18 protein-coding genes, 1 tRNA gene, 2 pseudogenes and 1 riboswitch are annotated in these 19,263 nt (G+C 74.2%); of the genes and pseudogenes, 9 read left to right on the top strand and 12 right to left on the bottom strand.

Annotation, left to right across the window (positions count from 1 at the left end; all coding sequences use genetic code 11):
- Positions 1 to 15 precede the first annotated feature (15 nt).
- Positions 16 to 152, bottom strand: a riboswitch (cobalamin riboswitch).
- Positions 153 to 611: 459 nt separating this feature from the next.
- The 3 genes from AB0F82_RS25475 to AB0F82_RS25465 form a co-directional block, all read right to left on the bottom strand.
- A tRNA-Trp gene (locus tag AB0F82_RS25475) sits at positions 612 to 688 on the bottom strand.
- 61 nt (positions 689 to 749) lie between these two features.
- Positions 750 to 1,277 (bottom strand): SMI1/KNR4 family protein, encoded by a 528-nt coding sequence (locus AB0F82_RS25470; RefSeq protein ID WP_362631548.1) that lies wholly within the window; start codon positions 1,275 to 1,277, stop codon positions 750 to 752.
- Positions 1,278 to 1,316: 39 nt separating this feature from the next.
- Positions 1,317 to 1,712 carry a hypothetical protein gene (locus tag AB0F82_RS25465; RefSeq protein WP_362631546.1) on the bottom strand — a complete coding sequence of 132 codons (396 nt, stop codon included), beginning with the start codon at positions 1,710 to 1,712 and terminating at the stop codon, positions 1,317 to 1,319.
- A 131-nt stretch (positions 1,713 to 1,843) separates the two neighbouring features.
- Here AB0F82_RS25465 and AB0F82_RS25460 point away from each other — a divergent pair, with 131 nt between their 5' ends.
- From AB0F82_RS25460 to AB0F82_RS25450, 3 genes and pseudogenes are all read left to right on the top strand, one after another.
- The gene (locus AB0F82_RS25460; protein WP_362631544.1) at positions 1,844 to 3,175 is read left to right on the top strand and encodes a glycoside hydrolase family 18 protein; all 1,332 of its coding nucleotides are present in this window, start codon (positions 1,844 to 1,846) and stop codon (positions 3,173 to 3,175) included.
- A gap of 159 nt (positions 3,176 to 3,334) precedes the next feature.
- Positions 3,335 to 3,730, top strand: a pseudogene (locus tag AB0F82_RS25455) (serpin family protein); the annotation flags it as partial.
- A 66-nt stretch (positions 3,731 to 3,796) separates the two neighbouring features.
- The gene (locus AB0F82_RS25450) at positions 3,797 to 4,513 is read left to right on the top strand and encodes a serpin family protein (protein WP_362631652.1); all 717 of its coding nucleotides are present in this window, start codon (positions 3,797 to 3,799) and stop codon (positions 4,511 to 4,513) included.
- Here the strand turns inward: AB0F82_RS25450 and AB0F82_RS25445 are convergent.
- Together AB0F82_RS25445 and AB0F82_RS25440 are read right to left on the bottom strand one after the other, a co-directional pair.
- Entirely contained in the window at positions 4,410 to 5,444 is a 1,035-nt protein-coding gene (locus AB0F82_RS25445; RefSeq protein WP_362631542.1) for a PfkB family carbohydrate kinase, read from the bottom strand. The genes AB0F82_RS25450 and AB0F82_RS25445 overlap by 104 nt on opposite strands.
- Positions 5,441 to 6,115 (bottom strand): bifunctional 4-hydroxy-2-oxoglutarate aldolase/2-dehydro-3-deoxy-phosphogluconate aldolase, encoded by a 675-nt coding sequence (locus tag AB0F82_RS25440; RefSeq protein WP_362631540.1) that lies wholly within the window; start codon positions 6,113 to 6,115, stop codon positions 5,441 to 5,443. The genes AB0F82_RS25445 and AB0F82_RS25440 overlap by 4 nt, the downstream gene beginning before the upstream one ends.
- 88 nt (positions 6,116 to 6,203) lie before the next feature.
- On the opposite strand from AB0F82_RS25440, the gene AB0F82_RS25435 reads away from it, so the two are divergent.
- From AB0F82_RS25435 to AB0F82_RS25425, 3 genes and pseudogenes are all read left to right on the top strand, one after another.
- Positions 6,204 to 6,395: a helix-turn-helix domain-containing protein gene (locus tag AB0F82_RS25435; RefSeq protein ID WP_362631538.1), complete on the top strand. Its 192-nt coding sequence runs from the start codon at positions 6,204 to 6,206 to the stop codon at positions 6,393 to 6,395.
- Between the two features lie 44 nt (positions 6,396 to 6,439).
- Positions 6,440 to 6,964 (top strand): annotated as a pseudogene (locus tag AB0F82_RS25430) (IclR family transcriptional regulator); the annotation flags it as partial.
- A gap of 150 nt (positions 6,965 to 7,114) precedes the next feature.
- Positions 7,115 to 8,785 (top strand): sigma-70 family RNA polymerase sigma factor, encoded by a 1,671-nt coding sequence (locus tag AB0F82_RS25425; RefSeq protein ID WP_362631650.1) that lies wholly within the window; start codon positions 7,115 to 7,117, stop codon positions 8,783 to 8,785.
- 49 nt (positions 8,786 to 8,834) lie between these two features.
- Here AB0F82_RS25425 and AB0F82_RS25420 read toward each other — a convergent pair whose 3' ends face one another.
- From AB0F82_RS25420 to AB0F82_RS25400, 5 genes are all read right to left on the bottom strand, one after another.
- Positions 8,835 to 9,632, bottom strand: a complete 798-nt coding sequence (locus AB0F82_RS25420) for a class I SAM-dependent methyltransferase (RefSeq protein ID WP_362631536.1) — start codon at positions 9,630 to 9,632, stop codon at positions 8,835 to 8,837.
- 9 nt (positions 9,633 to 9,641) lie between these two features.
- Complete coding sequence (locus AB0F82_RS25415; RefSeq protein WP_356813745.1) at positions 9,642 to 11,033, bottom strand: glutamate decarboxylase; 1,392 nt, start codon at positions 11,031 to 11,033, stop codon at positions 9,642 to 9,644.
- A 288-nt stretch (positions 11,034 to 11,321) separates the two neighbouring features.
- Positions 11,322 to 12,686, bottom strand: a complete 1,365-nt coding sequence (locus AB0F82_RS25410) for an MFS transporter (protein WP_362631533.1) — start codon at positions 12,684 to 12,686, stop codon at positions 11,322 to 11,324.
- Entirely contained in the window at positions 12,683 to 13,309 is a 627-nt protein-coding gene (locus tag AB0F82_RS25405; RefSeq protein WP_362631531.1) for an ArsR/SmtB family transcription factor, read from the bottom strand. Before AB0F82_RS25405 ends, AB0F82_RS25410 begins: the two co-directional genes overlap by 4 nt.
- 133 nt (positions 13,310 to 13,442) lie before the next feature.
- The gene (locus AB0F82_RS25400) at positions 13,443 to 14,159 is read right to left on the bottom strand and encodes a TioE family transcriptional regulator (RefSeq protein WP_362631529.1); all 717 of its coding nucleotides are present in this window, start codon (positions 14,157 to 14,159) and stop codon (positions 13,443 to 13,445) included.
- A gap of 58 nt (positions 14,160 to 14,217) precedes the next feature.
- On the opposite strand from AB0F82_RS25400, the gene AB0F82_RS25395 reads away from it, so the two are divergent.
- The 3 genes from AB0F82_RS25395 to melC2 all read left to right on the top strand — a co-directional run bounded on the left by AB0F82_RS25395 (position 14,218) and on the right by melC2 (position 16,899).
- Complete coding sequence (locus tag AB0F82_RS25395) at positions 14,218 to 15,435, top strand: erythromycin esterase family protein (RefSeq protein ID WP_356813749.1); 1,218 nt, start codon at positions 14,218 to 14,220, stop codon at positions 15,433 to 15,435.
- 232 nt (positions 15,436 to 15,667) lie between these two features.
- A complete protein-coding gene (gene melC1, locus AB0F82_RS25390) occupies positions 15,668 to 16,057 on the top strand; it encodes an apotyrosinase chaperone MelC1 (protein ID WP_356813750.1) in 390 nt (129 codons plus the stop codon).
- The gene (gene melC2, locus AB0F82_RS25385; RefSeq protein WP_362631526.1) at positions 16,054 to 16,899 is read left to right on the top strand and encodes a tyrosinase MelC2; all 846 of its coding nucleotides are present in this window, start codon (positions 16,054 to 16,056) and stop codon (positions 16,897 to 16,899) included. The genes melC1 and melC2 overlap by 4 nt, the downstream gene beginning before the upstream one ends.
- Here the strand turns inward: melC2 and AB0F82_RS25380 are convergent.
- The gene (locus AB0F82_RS25380) at positions 16,857 to 17,558 is read right to left on the bottom strand and encodes a response regulator (RefSeq protein WP_356813752.1); all 702 of its coding nucleotides are present in this window, start codon (positions 17,556 to 17,558) and stop codon (positions 16,857 to 16,859) included. The two genes, melC2 and AB0F82_RS25380, sit on opposite strands and share 43 nt — an antisense overlap.
- The gene (locus AB0F82_RS25375) at positions 17,555 to 19,183 is read right to left on the bottom strand and encodes a sensor histidine kinase (protein WP_356813753.1); all 1,629 of its coding nucleotides are present in this window, start codon (positions 19,181 to 19,183) and stop codon (positions 17,555 to 17,557) included. The genes AB0F82_RS25380 and AB0F82_RS25375 overlap by 4 nt, the downstream gene beginning before the upstream one ends.
- Positions 19,184 to 19,263 lie beyond the last annotated feature (80 nt).

The raw sequence follows: 19,263 nt of genomic DNA, 5'->3' as shown, positions 1-19,263 counted from the left end.
CCCCTGGTCGACGTGAAGGAGCAGAGGCGGTGCGTCAGTGTCTGACTCCCGGTTTCCCCGCGCGGGGAAACCGGTCACAGTGGCGGGACCGCACCGGAATCACACCGGTTTCCTGTCCTGCACCGCCTGGTACGCGTCCAGTCTGCCAGAACGCGCACGTGGGGTGGGGTGGGGGGCCGCATCCGCCCCGGCCCTTTCGGGCTCAGCGGCACAGGTGGGGCGTTCTCCTCGGCCCCTGCCGGAACGGCCTGCCCGGGGGGCTCTCCGTGACCATGCCGTCGAAGTAGCCGCGCCGCCCCGTCCGGCCGCCGCGGGCCGGGCAGGTGGTACGTCACCCCTGCCATGCCCGCGGCGCGCAGGGGCTCACCCGGCCCGCCGCCGACGACCAAGCGGGTGCATCGTGCCGGCTGTCCGGTACCCGGTCGGCGAACCAGCCGGGCGGTGTCCCGCCAGGGTGCGTCGACCGGCCCGGGATCGACGTCGAGCACGTCGAGCGCCGTCGCCCGGAGCCGGATCGGTTCGGGTATGGCGGCGGTGGTCGCCGTACGGGGCAACGCCGTCGGGGCCGGGTCCTGGCAGGACCCGGCCCCGACGGCGGTGATCCGAACTGTTGGCAGGGGCGGCAGGATTTGAACCCGCGGCCTACGGTTTTGGAGACCGTTGCTCTGACCGGCTGAGCTACACCCCTTCGGCGAGACCAACGATGGCACAGTCACGCCGGGAGTTCCACTGGATTGGCGCTGCGCGGGTCAGCGGCAGAGTTCCATGATGGTGCCGTCGAAATCGGGGAACTCCTCGGCCGCCAGCTCGATCACGGCGCCCGCCGAACGGCGCGAGTCCGGAGCGAACCGCTCGGCCACGGCCGTCAGGGCGCCGTCCGGGCGCGAGGTCCAGTCGGCGCCGTACGGCGCGGCCGCCTCGTACGGGCCGCAGCCGTCGGCCAGCAGCCACAGGAAGTCGCCCAGGTCGCGCGCCACGACGGCCGTCTCCCCCTCGGACCCGAGGAACACCACGGGCTGTTCGGCCGCCGGCAGGCCCGGCCGGACCAGCCAGAACGCCGCGTACCCGCCCGTGCCGTCCTGGCCGAAGACGCGGAAGGCATCTCCGTCCAGTTCGTTGTTCCCCGTCCACGCCCTGAACCAGTCGGTGGTGTCCTCGGCGGAGAGGAAGGCCTCGTAGGGCTCGAAGTCGATACCGTCGCCGTCCGCGTAGTCGATGGGAACCGCCATCGCGGCCGCGAGCGCGGCGGGGAACTGTCGATCGTCGGTGAGCGTCACTCGCACACACTACGAGGCTGCACGGCCGCACGGCCCACGTCAGGCCGGCGCCGGGAGGAAGCCGCCGCGGCCGGCGCCGGATCCCAGCAGGTGCGGCCAGTCGAGCGTCTCGGGCAGTGCGTCCAGGGACAGCACCACCGCCCCGCCGGCGCGTTCGGCGTCCGCGCACCAGTCGGCCATGTCGCCGGGCTGAAGGCTTCCGCCGAATCCGTCGAGCACCGGCGCGACCATGGCGGGGACGACGAGGCCGGCATCGCCGGGACCGTCCACGACGCACAGCGTGAGCTTGGGGACGATGCTCCAGCCCGCGCACCGGGGCACCGCGCCGTCCGGCGCGGCCAGCACCGGCAGGGCGCCGTGCACGGGGGCGTCGGTCAGAAGGAGGACGGGGGTGGCCCCCCGGACGAACAGGGTCTTCTCAGGGGCGAGCAGCATCGGGTCACCCTCGCAGACGGGCCCGGCCGAGTTTCGGCCACCCCCTTGACCGCTCTGGTCCAGACCAATAGTTTCCGGCATGCACCGCCGCACGCGCTCACGCCCACTCCTCGCATCCGCAAAGGAAGCCCATGCGCCGCAGCATGCTCGGCAGACTGGCCGTAGCCGCCTGTTCCCTCTCCCTGCTGACCGCCTTCGCCCCCGCCGGCGGTGACGACGCAGCCGCCGCGGGCGGATCCGGCCGCTCGTACAAGAAGGTCGGCTACTTCACTCAATGGGGCGTCTACGGGCGGGACTTCCAGGTCCAGGACCTCGATGCGAACGGCTCCGCCGGTAAGCTCACCCACATCAACTACGCCTTCGGCAACGTCAGCGCCGAGGGCAAGTGCTTCACCGGGAACATCCCGGGCGAGGCCGACGCCTGGGCCGACTACGCCCGGCCGCTCGACGCCGCGAACTCCGTCGACGGTGTCGCCGACACCTGGGACCAGCCGCTCGCCGGCAACTTCAACCAGCTGCGCGAGCTCAAGGCCAAGCACCCCGGCCTCAAGGTGCTGATCTCGCTGGGCGGCTGGAGCTGGTCCACCCACTTCTCCGACGCCGCGCTGACCCCGGCCTCCCGCAAGGCCTTCGTCGAGTCCTGCATCGACCTCTACATCAAGGGCAACCTCCCCCAGGACGGCACCCGCGGCGGCGCCGGAGCCGCCGCCGGGGTGTTCGACGGGATCGACCTCGATTGGGAGTGGCCCGGCTCCGCGGGCGACGCCGACACCAAGTACCGGCCCGAGGACAAGCGCAACTTCACCGAGCTCGTCAAGGAGTTCCGCACCCAGCTCGACGCGTACGCGCGGAGCCGGAAGCGGGACACGAAGTACGAGCTGACCGCCTTCGTCCCGACGGCCCCCGCCAAGATCGACGCGGGTTTCGACGTCCGCCGCATCATGCGCGACCTGGACTTCGTCACCCTCCAGGGCTACGACTTCCACGTCTCCGGCGAACCGAGGACCGCGCAGCAGTCCGCGCTGTACGCCCGCGGCGACTTCAGCGTCCACGGCACCGTGGAGGCCTGGCAGCGGCGCGGCGCGCCCGCGCACAAGCTCGTGATGGGCATGCCGTTCTACGGGCAGGGCTGGACCGGCGTCAGCGGCGGCGGGGACGGCATGGGGCAGCCCGCCACCGGGCCGGCCCCGGCCACCTGGGCCGCCGGGTACGAGGACTACAAGGCGCTGAAGAAGCTGGCCGATTCGGGGGCCTACGAGGTCCACCGCGACCGGCGCGGCGGGCACGCCTGGCTGTTCGACGGCACCACCCTGTGGACGTACGACGACCCGCAGGTGCTGCGCGCCAAGACCGGCTACATCCGCGAACACGGCTTGGGCGGTGCGATGTTCTGGTCGCTCGACGCGGACACCGCCGACGGTGAGCTGTTGACGGCCGTCGACCGGGGCCTGCGCGGCCGCTGACCGGCGCCGCCGGGCCGTGGAAATCCGTCCGGCCCGGCGGCGTCCCTCCACGTACGCTCCCCCGCATGACGCACATGAAATTCGACGGTACGGGCGGTCAACCACCTCACCGCGCGCTGGGGCGCGCGGGCCGTTTCCGGCGGCGGGGGCACGGTCTTCACCGCGGCCGGGGTCTGGCCGCTGCTCGCCCTGCTCGCGGACGGCTCAGCCGGGCCGGCCCGCGCCGAACTGGCGCAGGCGCTGGGCATACCCGCCGCGGACGCCGCCGCGGCCGCGCGGGAGCTGCTGGCCGCGCTGGACGGCGTACGGGGACTCGGTACGGCGACCGGCCTGTGGGCCGCGGCCGACCTGCCGCTGGAGGACGGCTGGTCCGCGAAGCTGCCGCCCGGCACCCGGGGCACGCTGACCGGGGACCTGGAGGCGGACAGGGAGGTCCTGGACGGATGGGCGTCGGACCGGACCGGCGGCCTGATCGAACGCATGCCGGTCACCCTCCAGCCGGACACCCGCCTCGTCCTCGCGACCGCGCTCGCGCTGACGCTGAAGTGGGCCGAGCCGTTCCGGGAGTTCCCGGGCCGCCCGTCCGACGGCCCCTGGGCGGGCCGCGGCCTGCGGCAGCTGATGCGCACCACGTCCTCGCTGGACCCGGTCCGGGTCGCCGAGGGCCCCGCGGGGCCGGTCACGGCCCTGGAGGTCACCGGCGCCGAGGACATGGACATGGACGTGCACCTGCTCCTGGGCGGCCCGGCGGCGCCGGCCGCCGAGGTCCTGGCGACCGGCATCGCGGCCGTCTCCGGAGCCCTCCCGTCCGTGGCCGGCGACGCCCTCCCGGACGGGACCGCGGGCCCCGGGCTGGCGATCGGGACGGTGGACGCGTTCAGCCCGCGGCCCATGCTGTCCGTGTCCACGGTGGTCTTCTCCCTGTCCGCGGAGCACGACCTGCTGGAGGACGCGGCGCTGTTCGACCTGCTGACGGCGACGGACAGCGACTACGGGCACTTCCCCGGCATCAGCGGCAGCCCGCTGGCGATCAGCTCCGCACGGCAGTCGGCGATGGCCCGGTTCCACGCCGAGGGATTCGAGGCGGCGGCCGTCACCGCCGTCGCCGCCCGGCCCGGCGGCGCCGCACGGCAGCCGAGCCACCGGGCGCGGCGGGCCGCGGTCCGTTTCGACCGGCCGTTCGGGTTCCTGGCCGTCCACCGGGCCTCCCGGCTGGTCCTCGCCGCGGGCTGGGTCACCGATCCGGAACCGGCGGCGCAGCCTCGGCGCCGGGCGGCCGGCCTGCTTCCTCCGCCGCCCTTCTCCGGTGTGCGGCCGCCAGCGCCGCCGTCTCACTGAACGCGGGAACCCGCCCGGTGCCGCCGCGGCCGGACACCGACAGGGAGGCGGCGGCGGTGCCGTGGGCCACGGCGTCCGCGAGGGTGTCGCCGAGCACGAGCCGGGCGGTCGCGGTGCCCGTGAAGCAGTCGCCCGCACCGGTCGCGTCGACGGGTGCGGGGTTCACCGGCACCGGGTGGTAGTCCGCCCGCGTGCCGTCGTCGAGCAGGAGCCGGCCGGCGCCCGCGGTGACCGCGACCGTACGGGCGCCGAGCGCGCGCAGGCGGGCGGCGGCCCGCCGCGGGTCGGTGGTGCCGACGAGGGCCTCGGCGTCGGCCGGGCAGGAGGTCTTGAGCAGTCCGGTCAGGGGGGCGATCCGGGTGAGCAGTTCCCCGGCCTCGGCCCGGCCGGTGAGCCGGGGGCGGAAGTTGGGGTCGTACGTGAGGTGCCCGCCCGCGGCGTGGACCAGGCCTGCGGCGGCCAGTACGGCGGCCCGGCTGCTCGGTGACAGGGCGCCGGTGATCCCGCTGGTGACGAGCGCCCCGCAGCGGGTCAGCAGGTCGCGCCAGGAGCCGACGTGCCCGGGCGAGAGGGTGGATCCGGCGCTGCGGGTGCGCCAGTAGACGAACTCGCGGTCGCCGTCGGGGTCGGCGGAGAGCAGGTAGGCGCCGTTGGGATGCGGGGCGCGGCGGACGTGGGAGACGTCCACGCCGAGTTCGGCGGCCCGCCGCAGCAGCGGGACGCTGAGCTCGTCGTCGCCGACCACCGCGAGCAGGGCGGTGCGGGCTCCGGCGGCGGCCGCAGCGGCCGCCGCGTTGAGGGCGTCGCCGGAGTAGGAGATGCGGGCCGGGGTGCCGTCGGCGGCTTCGCGCAGGGCGGTGCCCGCGTGGATCTCGACCAGGACCTCGCCGAGCACGAGGACGTCGTAGTCGGCGGCGGCCCGTCCGGTCACGGCCGCGGCTCCGGGGCGGCGCCCTGGTGGCCGGCGGTGCGCAGGTCTTCATGGGCGCCGCTGCCCGGCAGGGCCGCGCCGGCGAACACGGCGGCGAGTTCGGCCGGGTCGGCGGGCAGGCCGTCGCCGATGCCGACGGCGGTCGCGCCGGCGGCGAGCCAGTCGGGGACCTCCTCGGGCCGGATGCCGCCGGTCGGGACGAGCACCGCGTCCGGCAGGACGGCCCGGACGGAGCGGAGGAACCGCGGGCCGCCCACGTGGGCCGGGAAGACCTTGGCCGCCCCGGCGGCCCGGACGGCGGACGCGATCTCGGCGGGGGTGAAACCGCCCTCGATGAAGACGGCTTCGCGCCGCCGGGCGACGTCGCGGACCTCGGGCGCCGGGTACGGGGAGACCAGGAAGGCGGCGCCCGCGTCCAGGGCGGTCTCGGCCTGCGCGGTGGTCGTCACCGTGCCCACGCCGATCAGGGCGGGACGCCCGTAGGCGTCCGCGAGCGGCGCCGAACGGGTGACGGCCCCGGCCCAGCCGCGGGTGGAGGTGGTCAGTTCGACGGCGCGGCAGCCGGCGGCGAGCAGGGCGGTGGCGGCGCGTACCGCGTCGTCGGCGTCGGCGTTGCGCAGCACCGGCAGGAGCCGCTGGGCGGCCAGCACCGCGTACGGGTGGCTGGACATGTGACCCTCCCGTTTGTTCCGTGTAGTGGAACTGCGTATCGCCTGACGGAACGATGTGGTCCAGACCTTACACACGGCGGGAGTTGGCGTGCCGTCGAATGCCGAGGAATCCTCCTGGGGCGTTCGTACGGGCCGGTCGTCGGCGGCCGGTTCGGCGGCGGAGAAGTCCTTGCGCGTCCTGGAGGCGGTGGCGGCGCCGGGCGGCCCGCACCGGCTGACCGATGTGGCGGCGGCCGCCGCGGTACCCAAGTCGAGCACCTTCCGCGTCCTGCCACGCTGATCGACCAGGGGTTCGTACGCCAGGCGCCCGAGAGCCGCTACGGCGTGGGGCCCCGGCTGCGCGCTCTGTCCGCCCTGGTCGACGGCGGGGAGCCGGCCGGTATCGGGCGCGTCCTCGGTGAACTCCGGCGAACCACCGGCCAGACGGTGCACCTCGCCCTGCACAGCGGCGAGACGATCACCTACATCCGCAAACTGGAGGGCGACCAGCCCTTCCGGACGGCATCCCGGGTCGGGATGCGCATGCCGCTGCACACGACGGCGATCGGCAAGGGCGTACTGGCCCACCTGCCCGCCGGGGAGGTGGCCGACCTCGTGGCCGCCACCGGGCTGCCGGGCCGGACGCCGAACACCCTCGCCACCCCGCATGCGCTGTACGCGCAGTTGGCGGCGGTCCGCTCCCTCGGCTACGCGCTCGACGACGAGGAGAACGAGCCCACCATCCGCTGCATCGGGGCGGCGGTCCTCGGCCCGTCGGGCCGCCCGGTCGGCGGGGTCAGCGTCACCACCGTGACGTTCCTCGTCTCCCGTGAGGAGATCGAGTCGTACGCGCCCGCCCTGCGCGCCGCCGCGGAGGCACTGGCGCCCTGCTGTGACACCGGCGGGTGCCCGGAAGTGGTCTCCGGGAAAATTCTTCCGATTAACTGTTATCGAGGCCCCCCTGCACGGTCTCCCAGGTATCGGGCATCATCGACCGCCGGTACGGACAGGGACATTCACATGACTACTCAGCACACCGCAGCGCTGGTGGCAGCGGCTCGCGCGGGCGATCCCCGCGCACAGGACGAGCTCGTCGGCGCCCACCTCCCGCTCGTCTACAACATCGTCGGGCGGGCCCTGAACGGCTCCTGCGACGTGGACGACGTGGTGCAGGACACGATGCTGCGGGCCCTGGACGGGCTGGGCGGCCTGCGTGCGGAGGAGTCCTTCCGGTCCTGGCTGGTGGCCATCGCGATGAACCGGGTGCGGGCGCACTGGCAGGCCCGGCAGAGCGGGTTCGGCGAGAGCACCCTGGAGTCGGCCTGGGACGTGGCCGACCCGGGCGCGGACTTCGTCGACCTGACCGTCGTACGCCTCAACCTGGCGGGCCAGCGGCGTGAGACGGCCCGGGCGACGCGCTGGCTGGAGCCCGAGGACCGCGCACTGCTGTCGCTGTGGTGGCTGGAGTGCGCCGGGGAACTGACCCGGGCGGAGGTCGCCTCGGCGCTGGAGCTGTCCCCGCAGCACACGGCGGTGCGCGTGCAGCGGATGAAGGCCCAGCTGGAGGCGGCGCGGGTGGTGGAGCGCGCCCTGGACGCCCAGCCGGCGTGCGAGGAGCTGAGGACCGTGCTGGCGGGCTGGGACGGGCAGCCCTCGGCGCTGTGGCGCAAGCGAATAGCCCGTCACGCGAGGGAATGCGTACGGTGCTCCGGCCTGTGGAGCGGCCTGGTCCCGGCGGAGGGACTGCTGGCCGGTCTGGCCCTCGTACCGGTCTCGGCGGCCCTGCTGGCCGGGATACGCACGGCCGGCACGGCCGGCTTCGAGGCCGCGCCGGCGGCCTACGCGGACGGCATGGACGCAACCGGGGCGATGAACGGCACGAGTGGCGCCGACGGCGGGTTCGCCGACGCGGCGACCCAGCTCACTCCGGTGGCGGGCACGGGCACCGGCACCGGCGGCCGCGGCGCGCTGCGCAAGCGCCGGCAGAGCCGCCGCCGGGTGGTCGGCGGCGCCGTCGTCGCCGCCTGCGTCGCGGGCAGCGGCCTGGCCTACCTCGGCGGGCTCCCCGGCTCCGGGAGCCCGAAGGACGAGGGCGGCGCGTCCGCCGCGCCGCTGGCCGCGCTCTCGGCCACGGAGTCCGCCGGGGCCCCTTCGCAGTCGGCCTCCCCCTCTCCGTCCGCATCGGCCTCCCCGTCCGCCTCCGTCTCCGCTTCGGCCTCGGCGAGCCCGTCGGCGAGCCCGAGCCCCACCCAGAGCCGCAGCAGCTCGCCGAGCCCGCGCACCTCGGCGCCCAAGCCGGCGCCCGCCCCGCCGGGCATCGCCGGCCAGGTGGTCGCACTCGTCAACACCGAGCGGGCGGCGGCCGGCTGCGGCCCCCTCAGGGAGGACCCGCAGCTGCGGGCCGCGGCCCAGGAGCACTCCGAGGACATGGCCGCACGGAACTTCTTCGACCACACCAACCCCGACGGCGAGGACCCCGGCAAGCGCACGACGGCGTCCGGCTACCGCTGGTCGACGTACGGCGAGAACATCGCGAGGGGCCAGCAGACGGCGCAGTCGGTGATGGACTCCTGGATGAAGAGCCCGGGTCACCGGGCGAACATCCTCAACTGCTCCTTCAAGGACATCGGCGTGGGCATCCACCGGGGCGCGGGCGGCCCCTGGTGGACGCAGAACTTCGGCGCCAAGTAGGAGGCCCCCTCGTACCGGCCTCAGCCGTGTCCGCCGGGGGGCGCGTGGGTCACGGGCGGCGGCCGCGGACCGTCCAGGCGCGGGCGGTGAGGGAGACCGAGCCGTCCGGGCCGGTGGGGAGGGCCGCGGCGAGCCGGGTGCGCAGGCGGTCCCGGGCGGCGGGGTTGAGCCTGGCGACGTAGCCGGGAGCCGGCCCCTGGCCGGAGAGGAACGGCTCCCACACGTCCTCGAAGCGGCCGAACACGGTGGGCACCTCGACGGGGGCGACCGTCACGTCGGCCAGCCCCGCCCCGGTCCAGAGCGCGTGCAGCGGACCGGGGCGGCAGAGCGGGAAACGCCGGCCCTCGTCCAGTGCGGCGGCAGCCGGATCGACGGCGGCCGCGGCGGTCCAGAAGTGGCTCAGGAGGGCCATGCCGCCGGCGTAGTCCCACACGTACGCCGCGACCAGCCCGCCCGGCCGGACCACCCGGGCGGCTTCGGCCACCGCGGTTGAAGGCGATTCGAGGAAGTTCAGGGCCAGCCCGCTGACGACCGTGTCGAAGGATGCGTCGCGGACCGGCAGCGCCGAGGCGTCGGCGATTGCGAACCGGGCCGGCGCGGGCGCGGCGGCCCGGGCCGTGCGCAGGAATCCCGGGGACCGGTCCAGCCCCACCACGGCGCGCGGCCCGCACCGGGCGGCGACCACGGCGGTCAGCGCCCCGGTGCCGCAGCCGACGTCGAGCCACCGCAGACCGGCCGGGACGCCGAGCCGGGCCACGAAGACCTCGGCGACCCGACGGCTCCACCGGCCCATGTACCGCTCGTAGGCGTCGCCTTGCGCCCAGACGTCGGCCGGTCCTCCGTCCATCCGGCGCGGCTAGTGGTGGAAGCCGGACCGGGGCTCGGCGGCCGCTACGGGCGGGGGTGTGGCCGTCAGGTGTTCCACGGCCCGGCGCATGTCCTCCACGAGCAGGGCGATCTGGTCGCGGGTCACTCCGTGGCGGACCAGGACGCGCTGGATGACGGTGTCGTCGCGGTTGGCGGGCAGCGGGTACGAGGGCACCTGCCAGCCCCGCATGCGCAGCCGGTCGGAGAGGTCGTAGAGGGTGAAGGGGGACGCGGCCGGGTCGGTGAGGGTGTAGGAGACGGCGGGCAGGGCGCCCTTGCCGTCGTAGAGGAGGGTGAAGGGGCCCATGTCGGCGATCTGCCCCGCCAGGTACTGGGCGGTGTCGGCGCAGGCCTGCTGGACGCGGCGGTAGCCGCCCCGGCCGAGGCGCAGGAAGAGGTAGTACTGGGCCACGATCTCGCCGCCGGGGCGGGAGAAGTTGAGGGCGAAGGTCGGCATGTCGCCGCCGAGGTAGTCCACCTTGAAGACGAGGTCCGCGGGGAGCAGGTCGGGGGAGCGCCAGATGATCCAGCCGACGCCGAGGGGCGCGAGCCCGTACTTGTGGCCGGAGGTGTTGACGGAGGCGACGCGCGGCAGCCGGAAGTCCCAGACCACGTCGGGATGGAGGAAGGGCGCGACGAAGCCGCCGCTCGCGCCGTCCACGTGGATGGGGACGTCCCAGCCGTGCTCGGCCTGGATCCGGTCCAGCTCGGCGGCGAGCTCGGCGACGGGCTCGTAGTCGCAGGTGTAGGTGACGCCGAGGATGGCGACGACGCCGATGGTGTTCTCGTCCACGTACTCGGCGAGCTGATGGGGCTGCAGACCGGTGGCGCCGGGCTCGAGCGGGACCTGGCGCAGCTCGACGTCGAAATAGCGGGCGAACTTGTCCCAGCAGATCTGGACGGGGCCGCAGACGAGGTTCGGGCGGTCCGTGGGCAGCCCCTCGGCGCGGCGGCGTTCGCGCCAGCGCCATTTGAGGGCGAGCCCGCCGAGCATGGCGGCCTCGCTGGAGCCGGTGGTGGAACATCCGGTCGCGGTGGTGCCGGCGGGGGCGTTCCACAGGTCGGCGAGGATGTTGACGCACCGGGACTCGATCTCGGCGGTCTGCGGGTACTCGTCCTTGTCGATCATGTTCTTGTCGAGACAGACGTTCATCAGGCGGTGCACGCCCTCGTCCGACCAAGTGGTGCAGAAGGTCGCGAGGTTCTGGGCGGCGTTGCCGTCGAGGAGGAGCTCGTTGCGGAGCAGTTCGTAGACGACCTCGGTGGGCGAGTGGTCCTCCGGAATCCGGTACTTGGGGAGGATCTGGCCGCTCAGCGTGGACGCGAACACGTCCGTATCGGCGTCCTGGCGGGTTACGTCCTTCGTCTCATGCAGAGCCATGCCTGGACTATAGGTGAAGAAGCTGACCATTCCCGGACAGACCGGATATCGACGCGAAGCGGGGCTCGGCGGGCGCACGCGCCGAGGGTCCGCTGCGCCAAGCGGCCCGCCCGAACCGACACCGCGGCCGGGGGCGAGTGTCGTCAAAGTAGCGCCGGCCAGACGGGACTTTGACGACACGACCCAGGGGCGATCGACCTGCAAGAGGGGCGGGCTCCGCGAACCCGGAGTGAGCGCGCACCCCGGCCCGGCCGCCCGGTCGGCGCCACTTTGCGGACACGACCCGGGTCAGGGGCCGCCGTGGGGCGGGCCGTCACCGGTCACCGCGCCGACCGGCGGCGGAGGGCTGTCGGCGGCGGACGGAGCCGCCGGGGACCGGCGGCCGTCGCGATCGACCCACAGAAGGGCTCCGGCCAGCATCGCGAGGCCTCCCAGCAGCCAGGGCAGCGGCCCCGGCGGCAGCAGGCCCGCGATCGAAGCGGTGAGGGCTGCCGACAGCTGCAGCGCGAGGGACTGGACGGACAGGGCCGTGGCCCGCCCCGACCCTTCGACACGCCGGTGCAGCAGCTCGTTCTCGCTCGGACCCGCCGCACCGCGGCCGAGGTAGACCAGCCCCAAACCGGCGGCTCCGAGGACCACCGGAGCCATGCCGGTGGACGCCGCCGTGGCGGCCAGCAGGAACAGGCCGCCCGCACTGGCACCGAGGCCCGCGACGACCGCCCGCTGCCCGCCGCCCGCGAGCCTGGCGGTGAGGGGCGCGAGGTGGCTGCCGATGGCGGAGCAGGCGAAGCCGGCGCACGCGAGCGCGGCGAAGAGCACCGCACCTGACTCCGGAGCACCCGTCAGGGCGGCGGTACGGCCCGGGGTGAGCAGTTCGACCACGGCCAGCGCACTGCCGGCGCCCGCCGCGCCGAGGAGCACCCGGCGGACCAGCGCGTCGCGTCCGCCGAGGCGCAGTCCGCCCGCCACCGTGGCCGGTACGCCCCGGAGCACGTCGGGCAGCGTGGCCGCCGGCCGGGGCGGCTCGTGCAGGGCGGCCAGGACGTACAGGACGAAGACGACCTCGACCGCCGCGCCCAGCAGCAGCGGCCAGGAGAGCGGCAGGATCAGCCCGGAGGTCGCCGCGCTCAGCCGGGCGCCGAGGTCGGGCCCGAGTCCGAGCAGCCAGGGAAGGGCGCCGCCGAGCAGGGTGCCGCCCGCGAGCGCGACCGACATCGCGGCGGCGCCCCGGGCCAGACCGGTGCGCAGTTCGGCGCCGGGGCCGGCGTCGGCCTGGACGGTGTCGACGTACCAGGCCTCGGCCGGCCCGCTGGACAGGGCGCGGCCCGCGCCGATGAGGGCCATGCCGAGTGCGAGCTGCCAGGCGGCCGTGCCCAGGGCCACGAGGATCAGTGCGGCCAGGTTCGACATGCCGGCGGCCGCCAGGACGACGCGGCGCCCGACGACGTCGGACAGTCCCCCGGTGGGCAGTTCCAGTGCGGCGGCGGTGAGGGAGTGCGCTGCCAGGCAGCCGGCGACGGCCGGCAGGGAGAGGCCGCGCTCGGTGAGCAGCAGGATCAGGGGGGCGATGGTCAGCCCCAGCGGCAGCCAGTACAGGACGCAGACCGTGGCGTAGCGCCGGCGCGCTGCGGGCAGGTCCGCCACCCGCCTCATGACCCGCCCCCGGCGGCGGTGCCCGGGCCGGACCCCGGTTCACGCGGAGCCAGCGGCAGGGCGGCGGTGAGCAGGACGACCTGCATCGCGCGCGGATCGCCCGCGTCTCGCGCGGTCAGTTCCTCCAGCCTCCGGCCGAAGGCCTCCAGGAGCTCGGTGAGGGACTCGGGGGTCAGCCGGGGCATCAGGTCGCTGATCCCGGAGGGCTCCACCCACTCCCGCCCCAGCCGGCCGTCGGCGATGTCGGCCTCGTGCCGGGCGAGGGACGCCGCCAGGTGCCGGATCTGCGCCCTGCGCGAGAGGTTGACGTAGGCACGGCTGCCCGGCGTGGCCTCCATGGCCTCGTTGCTCCAGGAGGTCAGGGCGTGCACGGCCTGCCAGCGGCGCTCCCGGCCGTCACGGTGCTCGGCCTCGGTGACGAACGCGTACTTCGCCAGGACCCGCAGGTGGTAGCTGGTGGAAGCGGACGACTCCCCCGTCCTGACCGCGAGTTCACTGGCGGTGGCGGGGCCGTCCTGCCGGAGCATCCCGAGCAGCCGGATGCGCAGGGGGTGCGTGAGGGCCTTGAGCGCCGCCGCGTCCCGTTCGGGATCGAGTACGCGTTTTTGATCTTCGCTGGGCATGAGGAGGAGGCTAGAGCGGCCCGCACGCTTCCCAAAAGTCTTTTTGCAGAACTTCTTTTGCAGAGTCCACCCCGAGCCGGAGAGTCAACCCGACGCTGGGGAGTCCGCCCGGTGCCGGCGGCCTTTCGGGCCGTCAGCCGCGGGCGCGCAGGTACGCCTCCAGCTCGGCGGCGCCTGCCAGCAGGGCACGGCCGCGGGAGGATAGGCGCTCGCGCCAGGTGAGCAGTGCCGCCTCCAGGGGTTCCAGGCCGCCGGCCGAGCGGACCTGGGTGAGCAGTGGGGCGATCTGTTCCAGCAGGTAGCCGCCCCGCCTGAGTTGGTGGGCCAGGCGGGCGTCCCGTACGGCGGCCTCGTCGTAGACGCGGTAGCCGGTCAGCGGGTCCCGGCGCGGGCGGACGAGCCCGGCCCTCTCCCATGCGCGCAGGGTCGCGGGCCTGATCCCCAGCTCTTGCGCGAGCGGCCCGATGAACGACTCGCCGGACGCCGGCACCGCCGGGGCGGGTGCCAGGTCGCGGAGGGCGTTCTCCACGGCGCGCAGGGTCCGCCGGTCGTCGAGCAGTTGGGCGTGGCTCTCGTCGATGAGGCGGAACGCCTCCTCGACGGCGCCCTCGTTCACGGCCCGCATGATCGACGTCGCCGTCCGGTGGCCGTGGCCGGGCACGAGGGCGAGGAAGGCGTCCAGCGCCCGCGCGTGCAGCGGGGTATAGGTGCGGTAGCCGTGGGGAGTGCGGTCGGCGGGTGGAAGTATTCCGGCCTCCTCGTAGTTCCTGACGGCCTGCGTGGACAGACCGTGCCCGCGCGCCAGGTCGACCGGCCTCAGCTGGATCCCGGTTTGAAGGTTTGGTGCCACGATCCCGACGATATCGCGGGAAAGTTTCAACCGGAGCTTCAACGATAGCGTTGAAGGCATGGCTACTGACATCAAGGACACCGTCCACGCCGTCGAGGCCGCTGCCGTCATGGGGCTGCTCGCGACCCGGCCGCGGCTGCTCGCACTGGGCGAGCCCACCCACGGCGAGGACGCCCTGCTCGACGTGCGCAACGAGCTCTTCCGGCAGCTCGTCGAGGAGGAGGGCTACCGGACGATCGCGATCGAGAGTGACTGCATGGCCGGGCTGGCCGTCGACGCGTACGTCACCTCCGGCACCGGCAGCCTCGACGAGGTCATGGAGCGCGGGTTCAGCCACGGCTTCGGCGAGTCCGCGGCCAACCGTGAACTCGTACGCTGGATGCGCGCGTACAACGAGGGCCGGCCCGCGCCCGAGCGGCTGCGCTTCGCCGGCGTCGACGGCCCGCTGGAGATGACCGGCGCCGCGAGCCCCCGGCAGGCCCTCACCGCGCTCCACGGCTACCTCGCACCGCATGTGGACGCCGACCTGCTCCCCTGCGGTGCCGACACGCTCGACCGCCTGCTCGGCGCCGACGACCGGTGGACCGAACCGGCGGCGATGACCGACCCGGCCCGGTCGGCGGGCCGCTGTACCGAGGCCGGTGAACTGCGGCTGCTCGCGGACGACCTCGTGGCGCTGCTCGACGCGCAGGCACCGCACCTGATCGCGGCGACCTCGCGGGAGGCGTGGGAGCGGGCCCGGCTGTACGGGCGCACGGCGACCGGCCTGCTGGGCTACCACTTCTGGATGGCGGACACCTCACCCGGGCGCATGGCGCGACTGGTCGGCCAGCGGGACCTGATGATGGCCGACAACCTCCTCGCCCTCGCCGAGCGCGGCCCCACTCTGGTCCACGCCCACAACAGCCACCTCCAGCGGGACAGGAGCTCGATGCGGATGGGCGGCCGGCCGCTGGAGTGGTGGAGCGCCGGTTCGATCGCGAGCGCCCACCTGGGCGAGCGGTACGCCTTCTTCGCGACGGCCCTCGGCACGATCCGGCACCGGGGAGTGGACACCCCGCGGCCGGGCACGCTGGAGGGGCTGCTGTACGCGCTCCCGGACGACGTCTGCGTGGTCGACTCCCCCGGCCTCGGCGCAGCCCTCGCCGGCACGCTCGCCGCACCCCGCACGTCCGCCTGGTTCGGCTACTTCCCGTTCGACCCCGCCCACTTGGCGGCGACCGACGGACTCGTGTTCATCAAAGACATCCCGCCGGGCCGGGACGCGTCCACCTGACGGTCCCGCTGACACTCTGCTTCCGGCCGACTCTGCAGTGTGACACCGTTCATACGGCCCCTGTCGGTCAGAAAAAATTACCGTCCAGTAAACTCACCACCGCAGATCTTCCCGTTCGGGCCTCAGGAGCCGGCCCGGACGGGAAGATCATCCAACTTGTTCTACCGGCAACTTATCCACCGATGTCCGGATACTGGCCAAGCCGCCCCCGAGCGCTGATACCTCTTCGGGCATGAACAAGATCACCCGCCGTCAGGCCCTGGGGACAACCGCCGGTGCACTCACCGTCCTCGGCCTGACCGCAGCAGCAACGAGCGTCGCCACGAGCGCAGCCGCGACCCCCGCCGCGCCCACACCCCCGGGCACGGTCGACGAGGTCTACCAGGGCCGCCGCATCCAGATCACCAAGGGAGGCGGAGGCCACCACGGGGGCCACCACGCGCCCGACCAACCCACCGTCCGAATAGACGGCAGAGAACTGCACATCATGCGCAACGCCGACGGCAGCTGGATCAGCGTCATCAACCACTACGAGACGTTCGCCGAGCCCAAGCTGCTCGCCCGCGCCGCCGTGCGCGACCTCCAGGGCGCGCCCCTCGTCCCCTTCGGCGGTGCGGCATGACCGTCCGCAAGAACCAGGCCACGCTGACCGCCGACGAGAAGCGCGCCTTCACCTCGGCCCTGCTGGAGCTCAAGCGCAACGGCAGCTACGACCGCTTCGTCACCACCCACAACGGCTTCATCATGAGCGACACCGACTCGGGCGACCGCGTCGGCCACCGCTCCCCCTCCTTCCTGCCGTGGCACCGCCGCTTCCTGCTGGAGTTCGAGGAGGCGCTGCAGAAAGTGGACGCGAGCGTCGCGCTCCCGTACTGGGACTGGACCGTCGACCGCACCACCCGCTCCTCCCTCTGGGCCCCCGACTTCCTCGGTGGCACCGGGCGGGCCCGTGACGGGCAGGTCATCGACGGCCCCTTCGCCTATGCGACGGGCCGGTGGAACATAGACGTACGCGTGGACGGGCGCCCCTACCTGCGGCGCGCGCTCGGCGCGGGCGTCGCCCAGCTGCCGACCCGGGCCGAGGTGGACTCCGTACTGGCCATGCCGGTCTACGACACGTCTCCCTGGAACAGCTCCTCCAACGGCTTCCGCAACCACCTGGAGGGCTGGCGCGGCGCCAACCTGCACAACCGGGTGCACGTGTGGGTCGGCGGGCAGATGTCCACCGGGGTCTCCCCCAACGACCCGGTGTTCTGGATGCACCACGCCTTCATCGACAAGCTGTGGGCCGACTGGCAGGCCAAGCACCCGCAGTCCACGTACCTGCCGGCCGCGGGCACGACGAACGTGGTCGACCTGAACGACACCATGCGGCCGTGGAACAACGTGACTCCGGCGGACATGCTCGACCACCGGAAGTTCTACACCTTCGACACCGAACCGGCCGCCGCCAGCCAGCGGTAGTGCAGTTCGGGGCGACCGACCTGGCCGTACCGGGGAGTACGGTCCGCACGGCCGGTGTCCACCAGGTGCTCCAGGTAGCGGCGGGCGGTGATCCGGGAGATCCCGGCCGCCTCGGCCGCCCCCGCCGCGGTCAGCCCCTCGGCCGCCGCCCGCAGCAGGGCGGCGACCCGGTCCAGGGTCGGCGCGCTCAGCCCCTTGGGGAGCTCGGCCGGGCGGGGCGCGCGCAGGGCGGCCATCGCCCGATCGACGTCGTCCTGGCCGGCCGCCTCGCCCGCCGTCGCACGGAACTCGGCGTAGCGCAGCAGCCGTTCACGCAGCGTCGGGAAGGCGAAGGGCTTCAGGACGTACTGGACCACGCCCAGTGAGACGCTCTCACGGACCACGGCCAGGTCCCGGGCGGAGGTCACCACGATCACGTCGACCGGATGCCCGGCGGCCCGCAGTCCGCGCGCGAACCGCAGGCCGTGCCCGTCGGGCAGGCCGAGGTCGAGCAGCAGCAGGTCGACCCGGGTGCGCTCCAGCGCCCGGGTGGCCTCGGCGAGCGAGTGGACGGCGCCGACGGCGGTGAAGCCGGGCACCCGGTCGACGTAGAGCGCGTGCGCGTCGGCGGCGACCTGGTCGTCCTCGACCACCAGCACGCGCACCTCGCCGCCGCTCACCGCGCGCCTCCCGCGGCCGCGCCCCGGTCCGCCGTCCGCTCGGGTGCCGTGGGCAGCCGTACGGTGAACTCCGCGCCGCCGCCCGGTCCCTGCGAGGCGGTCACCGCGCCGCCGTAGCGCTGTGCTACCTGGCGGACGAGGGCGAGGCCGAGGCCGCGGCCCTCCCCCTTGCCGGACCAGCCCCGGCGGAACACGTCCACCCCCTCGGGCAGCCCGGGCCCGTTGTCCGCGACCCGCAGGAGCAGCTCCTCGCGCTCGGGCCGCAGGGTGACCGCTATGCGGGCTCCCGGCACGGCCGCCACCGCGTCGACGGCGTTGTCGATGAGGTTGCCGAGCACCGTGACGAGGTCCCGGGCCGGCGGCAGCCCGCCCAGGTCTGCGAGGCTGCGGCTGTCGGCGGTGACGACGAGTTCGATGCCGCGCTCGTGCGCCTGGGCCGCCTTGCCCAGCAGCAGCGCGACGAGCACCGGCTCTCCGACGGCGGTGACCACCTCGTCGGTGAGGGCCTGGGCCAGTTCCAGCTCGGCGGTGGCGAAATCCACCGCCTCCTGCGCGCGGCCGAGTTCGATCAGCGAGACCACGGTGTGCAGCCGGTTGGCCGCCTCGTGGGCCTGGGAGCGCAGGGCCTGGGTGAAGCCCCGCTCGTGGTCCAGTTCCCCGGTCAGCGCCTGCAGTTCCGTGTGGTCGCGCAGGGTGACCACGGTGCCGCGGCGGCCGCCGCCGGCGACGGGCGAGCTGTTGACCACCAGCACCCGGTCCGCGGTGAGGTGCACCTCGTCCACCCGGGGCCGGTCGGCCAGCAGCACGCCGGTGAGGGGGGCGGGCAGCCCGAGATCGGCGGCCCCGGTGCCGGTGACATCGCCGCGCAGGCCCAGCAGCTCGCGTCCGGCGTCGTTGATCAGGGTGATCCGGCGCTGCCCGTCGAGCATGAGCAGCCCCTCGCGCACCCCGTGCAGGGCCGCCTGGTGGTAGTCGTACATCCGGCTGAGCTCGGCCGCGTTCATGCCATGAGTGTGGCGGCGCAGCCTCGCGTTGACGACGTACGTGCCCGCGCCGCCCAGGGCGAGCGCGCCTCCCGCGACCCAGGCGAGGGCGGAGAGCTGCGCGCCGAGCCGGTCGCTGATGGCGCGGACGGTGATCCCCGCGCTGACCAGGCCGACGATCCGGCCGTCGTCCTCCAGCGGGGTGACCACGCGGATGGAGGGGCCGAGGGTGCCGGTGTAGGTCTCGCTGAAGGTCTCGCCGCGCAGGGCCCGTGCGGTGTTGCCCATGAAGGGCTCGCCGATCCGGCGGGGGTCGGGGTGGGTCCAGCGCCTGCCGTCCGGAGCCATGATCGTGACGAAGTCGACGCCGGAGTCCACGCGGACCTTCTGCGCGTAGGGCTGGAGCTCGGCCGAGGGGTCGCTCCCGCGCGCCGCTCCCCGTACCGCCTCCCGTACGGAGGGCGAGTCGGCGACCGCGCGGGCCACGGCCCCGGCCTGGCGCCGTGCGGCTTCCTCGGCCTGGCCCCGGGCGGTGGCGTAGGCGAAGACGGCGCAGCCCGCGACGACCACGGCGACGAGCAGTACCTGCATGGCGAAGAGCTGGCCGGCGAGGCTGCGCGGCGGACGAGGGAAGCGGAACATGGCGCTCAGTGTGCCCCGGGTCGTGAACTCAATGAACGCAAGGGTGACCGGGGTCACAGCCCTGGGTGATGGTCTCCCCG

It is taken from the genome of Streptomyces virginiae (genome assembly GCF_040638905.1).
In the GTDB taxonomy this organism is placed as follows: domain Bacteria; phylum Actinomycetota; class Actinomycetes; order Streptomycetales; family Streptomycetaceae; genus Streptomyces; species Streptomyces virginiae_B.
Note: the sequence above shows the minus strand (reverse complement) of the source record. Positions and strands in the feature narration are given on the sequence as shown.